General features: G+C 63.7%; 13 protein-coding genes. 8 read left to right on the top strand and 5 right to left on the bottom strand.

Annotated features, from left to right (window positions below; translation table 11 throughout):
• Positions 1-132 (top strand): integrase core domain-containing protein (locus J1M81_RS24355; protein WP_206498713.1); only part of this gene is annotated, 132 nt, incomplete at its 5' end.
• A 1-nt stretch (position 133) separates the two neighbouring features.
• Here J1M81_RS24355 and J1M81_RS24350 read toward each other — a convergent pair.
• From J1M81_RS24350 to J1M81_RS24340, 3 genes are all read right to left on the bottom strand, one after another.
• Entirely contained in the window at positions 134-1,153 is a 1,020-nt protein-coding gene (locus J1M81_RS24350; protein ID WP_027494916.1) for a DUF5914 domain-containing protein, read from the bottom strand.
• 432 nt (positions 1,154-1,585) lie between these two features.
• Positions 1,586-1,897, bottom strand: coding sequence for an AzlD domain-containing protein (locus J1M81_RS24345; protein ID WP_206499018.1), 312 nt, complete (start codon positions 1,895-1,897; stop codon positions 1,586-1,588).
• Positions 1,894-2,592 (bottom strand): AzlC family ABC transporter permease, encoded by a 699-nt coding sequence (locus J1M81_RS24340; RefSeq protein ID WP_094665933.1) that lies wholly within the window; start codon positions 2,590-2,592, stop codon positions 1,894-1,896. The genes J1M81_RS24345 and J1M81_RS24340 overlap by 4 nt, the downstream gene beginning before the upstream one ends.
• Before the next feature lie 66 nt (positions 2,593-2,658).
• Here J1M81_RS24340 and J1M81_RS24335 point away from each other — a divergent pair, with 66 nt between their 5' ends.
• Together J1M81_RS24335 and J1M81_RS24330 are read left to right on the top strand one after the other, a co-directional pair.
• Positions 2,659-3,216 (top strand): helix-turn-helix domain-containing protein, encoded by a 558-nt coding sequence (locus tag J1M81_RS24335; RefSeq protein ID WP_032367567.1) that lies wholly within the window; start codon positions 2,659-2,661, stop codon positions 3,214-3,216.
• A 182-nt stretch (positions 3,217-3,398) separates the two neighbouring features.
• Positions 3,399-4,226: an SDR family oxidoreductase gene (locus J1M81_RS24330; protein WP_204879171.1), complete on the top strand. Its 828-nt coding sequence runs from the start codon at positions 3,399-3,401 to the stop codon at positions 4,224-4,226.
• Positions 4,227-4,501: 275 nt separating this feature from the next.
• Here the strand turns inward: J1M81_RS24330 and J1M81_RS24325 are convergent, their stop codons facing one another.
• Together J1M81_RS24325 and J1M81_RS24320 are read right to left on the bottom strand one after the other, a co-directional pair.
• Entirely contained in the window at positions 4,502-4,888 is a 387-nt protein-coding gene (locus tag J1M81_RS24325) for a hypothetical protein (protein WP_206499017.1), read from the bottom strand.
• A 26-nt stretch (positions 4,889-4,914) separates the two neighbouring features.
• Complete coding sequence (locus tag J1M81_RS24320) at positions 4,915-5,469, bottom strand: DUF3558 family protein (RefSeq protein WP_206499016.1); 555 nt, start codon at positions 5,467-5,469, stop codon at positions 4,915-4,917.
• A gap of 389 nt (positions 5,470-5,858) precedes the next feature.
• Between J1M81_RS24320 and J1M81_RS24315 the strand changes: the two genes are divergently transcribed.
• The 5 genes from J1M81_RS24315 to galK all read left to right on the top strand — a co-directional run.
• A complete protein-coding gene (locus tag J1M81_RS24315) occupies positions 5,859-7,127 on the top strand; it encodes a reverse transcriptase family protein (protein WP_283348119.1) in 1,269 nt (422 codons plus the stop codon).
• 38 nt (positions 7,128-7,165) lie between these two features.
• Complete coding sequence (locus tag J1M81_RS24310; protein WP_032374606.1) at positions 7,166-7,441, top strand: YrhK family protein; 276 nt, start codon at positions 7,166-7,168, stop codon at positions 7,439-7,441.
• Positions 7,442-7,530: 89 nt separating this feature from the next.
• Positions 7,531-8,346, top strand: coding sequence for a DeoR/GlpR family DNA-binding transcription regulator (locus J1M81_RS24305; RefSeq protein ID WP_032374605.1), 816 nt, complete (start codon positions 7,531-7,533; stop codon positions 8,344-8,346).
• Positions 8,347-8,369: 23 nt separating this feature from the next.
• Positions 8,370-9,485: a galactose-1-phosphate uridylyltransferase gene (gene galT / locus J1M81_RS24300; RefSeq protein WP_032374625.1), complete on the top strand. Its 1,116-nt coding sequence runs from the start codon at positions 8,370-8,372 to the stop codon at positions 9,483-9,485.
• A partial coding sequence (gene galK, locus J1M81_RS24295) for a galactokinase (protein WP_308051310.1) occupies positions 9,482-10,501 on the top strand: 1,020 nt, incomplete at its 3' end. The genes galT and galK, both read left to right, overlap by 4 nt.

Below are 10,501 nucleotides of genomic sequence, written 5' to 3'. Positions count from 1 at the left end.
GACGAAGCCAGAGCGGCGACCTACCAAGACTGGATCCATCACTACAATCACCACCGACCCCACACAGGCATCGGCGGCAAGTCACCCATCGAGCGACTGACCGTCCACAACGTCCCCGAGAAGAACAGCTAGATCACGCGCGACCCGTCGAGCGCAGTTCGTAACGGCGTTCGGCGTAGTCGAGGTCGTCCTTCCACAGACGTGCTGCGGTGAAGTTCATCGCCGGACGCAGCAATCCCGAAACCTTGCGCGCCATCTGGAAGCCGGGTCGATCCGAGCTCGCGATCGTCGCCTCGATGACCGCCGTCCGCGGGGTGCCGTCGGGCGCAGGAGCCAGGGGAGTCGCGTGAGTCTCGACGACGCTTCCCGCCCCCTCACCGTCGAGGATGCGCATGACAATGGTGCGTGGGCCGGGGCAGACGAACTCGGCTCGAACCGGAACGCCGATGCCGCGACTGACGCGGAACGTGACATCGACCAGGAAGCGATCGTCCTCCTCGGGCACATCGATGTCGGTGGGCGCGCTCACCACCTTCAACCTCGCGAACGAGTACGGATGGAACCATGCGCCGTGCCACGGATCGAGGCGATTGGCGATGATGTCGTCCGGTTCGCACTTCCCGATCAACGTGACGACACCAGGAATGGACGTCGACGCAGGGGGCCTGATCGGAACCACCGGCACCGGCGTCGGCTCCTCGCCGCCAAGCTCGTCGAGCCGGACCCACACCAGTACACCGTCGTCGAACGCAGGAACCGGCCGCCAGCCCGCCTTACCCTTCGGACCCAACGCCAGCCCATGCCACCGGCACACCAACGCGTCGCACTCGATCTTCGCGGTATCGAGTGCCGCCCCGAGATGCGGACACGCACCCGGACCGATATGCACCTTGCCCGCCGAATCCCGCCACGCAACCAACTCGGTGGTGCCGACATAGCGACCGAACGGCTTGTCGGCCTTCACGTCGCGACTGGCAGCGAAAACGAACCAATTACCCGACGTCCGAGTCTTCGCACGCTTCAACGCCGACTCGATGACCTGGGGATTCGCACCCTTCCACGTCGGCTCCTGCTTGGCCCACGACTCCGACGGAAGCGGCTGAAGTGGCATCGTCTTCGGCCAGCGTCGTCGTACTGCATCCAGCGCGGTCATTGCTGCTCCCCACATCGAGACATTGTGTTCATTCTCCATTGTCCCCGCCCGGGGGTACTCAATGTGACGTCGAGTGGACTTTTCGGGGGTCAATGTCACATCTAGTGGACTCGGGGTGCCGGTGAACGGGGAGCGGTGCACGAGATCAGGTGGGTCCAGTGGGGGTCGGCGGTTCACGCTGTGCCGGTCAACTGATGTCAGCGCCCACAATTCGGCTCGAAAGGCGGGATCCCGTGGATGCAGAGAAATAGTGGGCGCTCAGGTCAGTAAGCGAGGTGGCCCGGGTGGCAACGGGCTTGTTGCCGAGTCGGTAGTCCGCGAAGGGGCGATGGCTGTCACCCGTGTTCCCCATCCGATGCACTCAATGTGACATTTGGTGGACTTTTCGGGGGTCAATGTCACATCTAGTGGACTTGGGGTGCCGCGGTTCGGTCAGGCGACACCGAACCAGCGGAGGGCAGCGGTGGTTGCGGCAGCGGCGATCACGATGACGACGAAGGGTGCTCTGCGCCAAGCGAGGATTCCGGCGACGGTGACGCCGATAGGGGCTGCGAAGCCCGCGAAGTCCTTGCCCACGAGCAGGGTCGAGGTGGCGATGAGGGCTACGAACACGACGGCGACCGAGGTGGACATGACGCGGTCGATGCGGGGCGAGATGGTCATGCGCGAGCGCAGGGCCGGGCCGATGAGGCGGAGCGCGAAAGTGCCGACGATCATGGCGATCAGCGGGATCGTGAGGCTCATGCGGATTCCTTGCCTGCGGCGGGCTTGGTGGACAGCAGTGCGGGGACCACGGCGATCAGCGAGAGGAGCACCGGCAGTCCGCTCGGTAGGAACATCGACGCTGCCAGGGCGATCCCTGCGCCGACGAGTGCGGCATTGCGCGTGCCCCGATCTCGGAGCGCAGGCATGATCAGTCCGAGCAGGATCGCCGGAAATGCGGCGTCGAGTCCGAGTGCGGCGGTATCGGTAATTGCGCCACCACCGAGAGTGCCGATCACCACCCCGATGTTCCAGGTGACGAACAGTCCGATTCCGCACAGCCAGAACGCTGTTCGACGCCGTCCTTCGTCTTCTTCGGCGACGCTGAATGCGACCGCTTCGTCGGTGATCAGGTGGGTGCCGAGCAGTCGCTTCCATGGCGAGACGTTCTCGAAAACGGATCCTATGGAGAATCCGAGCGGCACGAGCCGGGTATTGGCGAGCAAGGCGCTCGCCACGGCGGCGACGGGGTTGCCGCCGACGGCCAGGATGCCGACGAAGATGAATTGGGAGGAGCCCGCGAAGACCACCAAGGACATCACCACCGGTAGCCACAGTGGCAGGTCGGCGGCGACGGCGATGGCACCGAACGAGGCCCCGACCAAGGCGTCGGCCAGGCAAACCAACGCGATGTCGCGAATATTGACCCCCTGCAGGGTTCGCCATGTCGAACGCATGGTCGTTATAGTGGACGATGTTAGGCTGTTCGTCAAATCAAACGAACGTACCGATGGAGTGAACGAATGGCGGACGCCGGACCACCGATCGCAGCCATCGCTGCTGCTCTGCAGCAGGAACGACGACGCGTCGGCCTCTCGCTGGCCGAGGTGGCGCGTCGTGCGGGTATCGCCAAATCGACTCTGTCGCAACTGGAATCGGGTACGGGGAATCCAAGTCTGGAAACTCTGTGGGCGCTCAGCGTCACCCTGGACGTGCCGTTCTCCAGACTGGTCGAGCCCGCGAAGCAGTCGGTCCGGCTGATCCGTGCGGGGGAGGGGCCGAGATTCGCGTCGGACCGGGCGGACTACTCGGCGACGCTGCTGGCGTCGTCTCCGCCGAACGCGCGACGAGACATCTATCTGGTCAGTGCGGACGTGGGCGAGCCCAGGCGCTCGGACCCTCATTCCCCCGGCGTGGTCGAGCACGTGGTGCTCAGCGCCGGACGAGCGCTGGTGGGGCCGGTGGGCGAGGCAGTCGAACTGTTGCCCGGCGACTATGTCGCCTACCCCGGCGACGCGCTGCATATCTTCGAGGCGCTGGAGCCGAACACCATGGCGGTAATGATCACCGAGCACAGCTGAACGGAACGCAGTTGACGTGCGGGGAATAGTCGGCGGACGTACCCCGTTGGACTCTTTCGACGGCGTTCGCTTGGCAAGCCCCGGGCCTCACCCCATTTGTCGCTACGAGCGACCACTCGCCGAGAGGCGTTTGCAGCGGACGTCGTCCTTACTTTTGTCCGTGTAGCGAAGGGGCGAGATTCATGGCAGCCAAGACGTGGTTCATCACCGGCACTTCCAAGGGATTCGGACGCGAGTGGGCTATTGCAGCCCTCGACCGCGGCGATCGAGTCGCAGCCACGGCTCGCAACACGGCGACACTGCACGATCTCGTGGAAAAATACGGCGACGCGATTCTGCCGATCGAGCTGGATGTGAACGACCGCGCTGCCGACTTCGCAGCAGTCGCCCTGGCGCACAAGACCTTCGGATCGCTCGACATCGTCGTCAACAACGCCGGCTACGGCCAGTTCGGGATGATCGAAGAGATCTCCGAGGAGGACGCCCGCGCGCAGATCGAGACCAATGTCTTCGGAGCGCTGTGGGTCACTCAGGCCGCGTTGCCGTTCATGCGTGAGCAGGGCAGCGGCCACATCCTGCAGGTGTCGTCCATCGGCGGAATCTCCGCATTCCCCAATGTCGGTGCGTACCACGCGTCCAAGTGGGCCCTCGAAGGATTCAGTCAGGCCCTGGCGCAGGAGGTCGAGGACTTCGGTATCCATGTGACGCTGATCGAACCGGGTGGTTTCTCCACCGATTGGGCCGGTCCGTCTGCCAAGAAGTCCACCGACATCGCCGCGTACGACCCGATTCGGAAGAAGGCCGCCGAACTGCGGAGTGCAAGGCAGGCGACTCCTGGCGATCCGGTAGCTACGCGTGCGGCGCTGCTCAAGGTCGTCGACGCCGAAAAGCCGCCGCTGCGAGTCTTTTTCGGAGAGGCACCGCTCCAGATCGCGACGAAGGACTACGAATCACGCCTGGCGAACTGGCGCGAATGGCAGCCCGTGGCCGTCGAGGCGCACGGAGGCTGAGTCTCCACCACGCGAACCTCTAGGTGTGAGCTCCAACCTGGGCGGCCTTGATCCGTCTCAGGAGGCTTGCTTGCAGCTACGCTCCGGACGCGACGAAAACGCGGGGAGGCGGGGATTCACGCCCATCGTCGGGATTTTCACCTCGTCGGTGGGGTGTGCCTGACGGCTGAGGGCGCGGATCGAGTGGTGGCGTTCTCGCAGTTGCGAGCCGGTGTAGCGGCGACTGGACAACGACAAACGCGAGGTCGATGTCCATCGAATAGTGCTGCAGGCCGTCAGTTCTCTGGAGTGAGCGCGACGATATTCGCGGCCGTTCTGCTGTCGACTTCTGCCGTCTCGTCGAAGTAGCGCCGAAACAACGTACGCATCGAATCGATGACGTCGATGTGTTGCTGCAGAATGACATCGAGTGACGTGCTTTTGCCGGTCGCCAGGCGAGCAAACCTGTTTTGCAAATCCTGAGCAGACTTGAAGTCGCCCCAGGACTTGACTTCGCTCAGCTGGGTTGCTTGAGCTTGCATCTTGGCGAGGTGTACGAGGTAGGTTGCGCATGCCGCGTCGCATTTCGCGGCGACGTCGGGTGGAATCGTGATGGTGCCCGCGTCGGCTTGGGCGTTGAGGTCTCGCCAGTGTGCGATGAGGTCCGGCCTGGCTTCAGTCACGGTGTCGCCTCTTTCGGTCGATGGATTCAGCTGGGGAGTTCTGAGTCGAGCACTGACACCAAGGAGTTCAGCTCCGTGCAAGGGGCATACGGCGGGTCGCGTACCAACGCGCTGGTGATGATCGTGGCCCTGATCAATTCAGCGCCGGCCACGAAGGCGACTCCGCAGTTTCGGGACGAGTCAGCAGACAGTTGCTGGTATTGGGTGGCGTTACGCGTGCCCACTCGAACGGGTTGAAGTCGGTCGAAGTAACTCGGATCGTCGATGTAATCGATGTTCTCCAATCCGACGAATATTGAGAAGAAGTACTCGCTGCTCGGAGGGTTGGCCTCCCAGCCGCAAATTTTGAATCCGTTTTGATCTCTGCCGAACACCCCCGACTCCTTGGTGGCCGTGTTCAATCCCGCCTGCTCGATGGCGTCGTCGGGGATGGTGCATGGATCCCAGGGCGTCGGTGCTGCGACGGCCGTGCTGGTTGTTGCGATGACTTCTGGGACTGCAGTACCGTCTTGGCCCGTCGAACATGCGTTGAGCAGGAGCACTCCCACCGCGATCGATGCCCATCTACTGTTTCGATGCATGTGCACTGTCCTTTCCCAAGACCCCATCTATGGGTTGGACGCAACGGAGTCGGCGCTGGTTCCGTTCACCTCCTCCGGACTCGAGAGCTCCGGCTCGCAATTGAGCAACTCACTAGAACTTCAAAACCCGACCGGTCGGTCGAACCAGCGAGTCATCCCGCTGACAGATCCGCGTCGGTTTGGCATTGTGGTGGGATGCAGCGGCGCGTGGGCGAGAGTTGGTCCGCGGGACCGGTCTCAGGGGTAACCCCTGGGTATAGGAAGAGAATCGAGCACTGCGTCCGAAGCAGCTCCGCACGCTACGCGTGCCCGACTGCTCCGAGGACGAAAGATTTCGGTCGCCCCGCGTCGCTGCATTCCCTCGCCCCAGACCCGGCGGAGCGACACACGTGAACGACCGCGAACTGACGCCGCGCGCCGCCGCAACTCTCGCAGGTCTGGCTGCAGACGCAGAGTGGACGCGGTCGGGGCTCGAGGTTGCGTTCGCACATTTCATGCCCGAAAGAGCCTCGTGGCTCGCAGCCCGAATCATCAATCTGTATCCCAACCCACCCTTCGACGAGGCGTCGATTTTCGGTTTGTTGCGCGATCTTCCGTTCATCTCGGAGCCCTCCGCGTCCTCGCAGCGGCCGAATACGAGCTCCGGCTTCAAGCCCTGGCGATTCGAGGTACCACGGTACGAATCGACCGGTCAGCTTGCACGGTCTCTCGACCTGACGATCTCCGAAATCGAATGGTTTGCCGACCTGCAGGGGAGGCTGCGCACCGCGCCGTTCCCGTTGCAGCACTATCGATCTGCGCGACTGGACAAACGTCAGGGCATTCGACTGCTGGAGGTTCCCAAACCGCGCCTGCGCGAGATTCAGCGAAAGATACTGCACCGCATCCTGGATCGAATTCCACCACATCCCGCCGCGCACGGTTTTCGTAAAGGGCGAAGCCCCCGCACGTTCGCGACGCCCCACGCCGAGCGTGAGGTGGTGGTCTCGGTCGACTTACGTCGCTTCTTTCCGTCCATTGGGTTCGATCGCGTCGTTGCGATCTTCGAGGCCGTCGGCTACCGCAGAAAGGTCGCGGCCAATCTTGCCGCGCTGTGCACAACGGTCACCCCGGCCGGCGAATTGACGGGCATGGACCGCGCGACGGCGGCGAGGCTTCGCACCACTCACTTGCCGCAGGGCGCACCGACGTCGCCCGCCTTGGCCAACCTGGCTGCCCGCCAACTCGATATTCGAGCTGCCGGGCTCGCCCGCACCATGGGTGCCCGGTATACCCGCTACGCCGACGACCTGGCGTTCTCCGGTCCGGCTGACCTCGACGTCGACAAGTTGCTATGGGTGCTGTCCCAGATTGTGCACGACGAGGGCTTCACGATTCATCCCGACAAAACCCGAGTGCGGCGCGCGCATCAACGCCAACAGCTCACCGGGCTGGTGGTGAATGCGTGGCCCGCAGTTCCGCGAGAGGAGTACGACAACCTCCGCGCGTTACTGCACAACTGCATCGGTAGCGGTGCAGTTCAACAGAATCGGGACGTTCTGACCGACTTCCGTGCCCATGTGTACGGACGTATCGCGCGGATCGGCGAGACCAGCGAGACACGCCGTCGGAAACTGCTCGAGATGGCAGCCCGGGTCGATTGGGAGGGATCCGGGTAGTCGGACTGGGTACACCGACGTTTTACGAAGGAGCCGCTATGAACGACCTGACCTTCACCATCGGGCACGAGGAGCTGGTGATTCGCCAGCGGTGGGAAGTTGTCAGCATCATCAACGACATTCTCGTTGCGGTCTGGTTCATCGCCGGCAGCATCCTCTTCTTTCAGGAGAGCACGACGGTCATCGGTACGTGGCTCTTCCTGCTGGGGAGTATCGAACTGCTCATTCGTCCCGTGATTCGACTGGCGCGACGGGTGCATCTGACACGGATCGGGCGTACACGAACCGCGTCCGAGAGCGACGACGACTTCTGACCACATCGCCGCACCCTGTTCGCTTTTGTTGACATTTGTTGTTATCTGGTGAATGTTGTGTGCATGGAATCAGGTCTGGTGATGGTGTGATGCTCGCCCATCAACGTCAGCAAAAGATTCTGGACCGGGTGCTGTCCGAGGGAGCCGTCACGGTGGCCGCGTTGGGCACTGCTCTGTCGGTGTCCGACATGACCATTCGACGTGACGTCAATGAACTGGTCGCCCAGGGCCTGGTCGAGCGAGTGCATGGCGGCATCACCGCGCCGAGTTCCGCGAGCGCGTTCGAGCCGGGTTTTCCGGTCAAGTCCGAGCAGAGCCGTGACGCCAAGGCCGCCATTGCCCGCGCCGCAGCACGATTGATCCGGCCAGGAACGACCATCGGCATCTCCGGAGGTACGACGACACACGCGCTGGCGCGGGAACTGCTTCGTGTACCCGACATAACCGTGGTGACCAACTCCTTGCCCGTCGCCGACGTCCTTCACGCCGGCGGCAGAGCAGACCACACCGTGTTGCTCACCGGAGGCCAACGCACCCCGTCGTACGCACTCGTCGGCCCGTTGGCGGTCGGTGCGTTGCAGACGCTGCACGTCGACATTCTGTTTCTCGGCACGCATGGAGTGGACATCGATGCGGGCCTCACCTGCCCCAATCTGCTGGAGGCACAGACCAATCAGGCCTTCGTCGCCTCGGCTCGACGCGTCGCGGTCCTCGCTGATCACACCAAATGGGGTGTTCGCGCCCTCGCAACCACCGCTGCGTTGTCGGAGGTGGACGTGATCGTCACCGATGTCGATGTGCCCGAACGTATTCGCGACGCGCTGACCGACATCGTCGACGACGTGGTCGTCGCAACCGGTCCCGCCGAGCCCCGGCCGACAACTCGAGAAGAGAGCAGTCGATGACCACGCAGGACACCAGCCATCCGATGCGCAAGACCTCGACCACGCTGGCCGACGGTCGAGAATTGATCTATTACGACGACACCGAGCCCTACCTTTCCGGTGGTGCCACCCGGGAGCTGGTGGATTCACGGCCGCTGCCGCCGTCGATGTCGCTCTCGCAGATGAGATTCGACGTTCTCACCGGCGAGTGGATCGTCATGGCTGCCCAGCGGATGGACCGCACGTTCCTGCCTCCCGCCGACCTGTCCCCGTTGGCCCCCAGCCGTCCGGGCCGGCCGGCGACCGAGATCCCGGCCTCGGATTACGACGTCGTGGTGTTCGAGAACCGTTTCCCGTCGTTGGCGGGAAGTGCTGCACAACAAACTCTTCCGGCAGCGGTCGACGGTGAGCCGATGTGGCCATTGGCGGCAGGTACCGGTCGGTGCGAGGTCGTCTGTTTCGCCAGTGATCCCGACGCGTCTTTCGTCTCGCTGGAACTGTCGAGGGTCCGAACGATCATCGACGTGTGGGCAGACCGGACCACGGAGCTCTCGGCGATCGATGGAGTGAAACAGGTGTTCTGCTTCGAGAATCGTGGCAAGGAGATCGGTGTCACCTTGACGCACCCGCACGGCCAAATTTACGCCTACCCCTACCTTCCTCCTCGTACCGATGCTTTGATCAGGCAGTCGCGCAAGCACTTCGAGAACACCGGTCGAGTTCTGTTGGCCGATGTACTCGCCGCCGAATTGCGCTCGGGCCGACGGATAGTCGTGGATGTCGAGCATTGGGTGGCGTACGTCCCCGCGGCGTCACGGTGGCCGCTCGAGGTACATCTTGCTCCGCGCCGCGACGTCGCAGATCTTGCGGAACTGAACGACGCGGAGCGCGACGAGCTGGCCGGCGTCTACCGCGCATTGCTGCGGGGCGTCGACGCATTCTTCGAGGGCGTGGACGAGGTGCCGTATATCTCGGCGTGGCACCAGGCCCCCGTCGGATCCGATCGAGAGCTGGGACGACTTCACCTGCAACTGTTCTCGATGATGCGGTCACCGGGCCGGATGAAGTTTCTGGCCGGATCCGAGTCGGCGATGGGCGCATGGATCAACGACACGACTCCCGAGAGAATCGCAGACAGATTGCGCGAGGTGCTGGTGTGAACTGGTTGAGCGTCGTGTCCGAGCAGAGCCTCGCCGACGGTGCTTCGGGGCTGTTCGACACCGCGTTCGGCGGGGAGCCGGACGGCGTCTGGTTGGCACCGGGGCGAGTCAACCTGATCGGCGAACACATCGACTACGCAGGAGGTCTGGTGTTGCCGTTCGCGCTGCCCTTCGCCACTGCAGTCGCTGTTCGGCGGCGCGAGGATGCCACGATGCGGGCGGTCTCGACGCACACCGACCAGACGTGGACGGGGCAACTCGGTGACATCGGACCGGGAAGTCCGTCGGGATGGGCCGCGTACGTCGCGGGCGTTGCCTGGGCGCTGCAGGAGCACGGGATAGGCGGAGTCGATGTTGCCGTGCACTCCTCGGTACCGGTGGGCTCGGGCCTGTCGAGTTCGGCGGCCCTCGAGTGCTCGTTCGCCTTGGCCCTGAGCGATCTGTTCGATCTGAACGTCGATCGAAAGGTACTGATCGACGCCAGCATTCGCGCCGAGAACGATGTGGCCGGCGCGTCGACCGGGGGAATGGATCAAGCCATCGCGATGCTTGCCGAACGAGGGCATGCCCTGCTTCTGGACTGCCTCGACGGGTCGACCCGGCAGATCCCACTGGACGTCGCGGCGTCGGGTGCTCGCATCATGGTGATCGACACCAACGCTCCGCACCGTCTGGTCGACGGCCAGTACGGTGCCCGCCGGGCCGCCCTCGACCGGGCCTACCTGGAGCTGGGTGTGTCGACGCTGCGCGGACTCGACCCCGAGCGGGCGGTATCGGGGCTCGTCGATCAGGCTCTCGTTCCCCGAGTTCGTCACGTCACCAGCGAGATACGACGAGTCGAGCGGGCAGTAGCTTTGCTGGACGGCGGTGACATCGGTACCGAACTCGGCGACCTGATGACGGCGTCGCACGTCTCGCTTCGAGACGACTACGAGGTCAGTTCCCCCGAGCTGGACAGCGCCGTCGATGCTGCGCTGCGAGCCGGGGCATACGGGGCCCGTATGACGGGTGGGGGG

The sequence above is a fragment of the Rhodococcus sp. KRD175 genome, assembly GCF_017168275.1.
Taxonomy (GTDB): Bacteria; Actinomycetota; Actinomycetes; order Mycobacteriales; family Mycobacteriaceae; genus Rhodococcoides; species Rhodococcoides fascians.
This window is presented reverse-complemented; position numbering and strand designations above follow the sequence as displayed.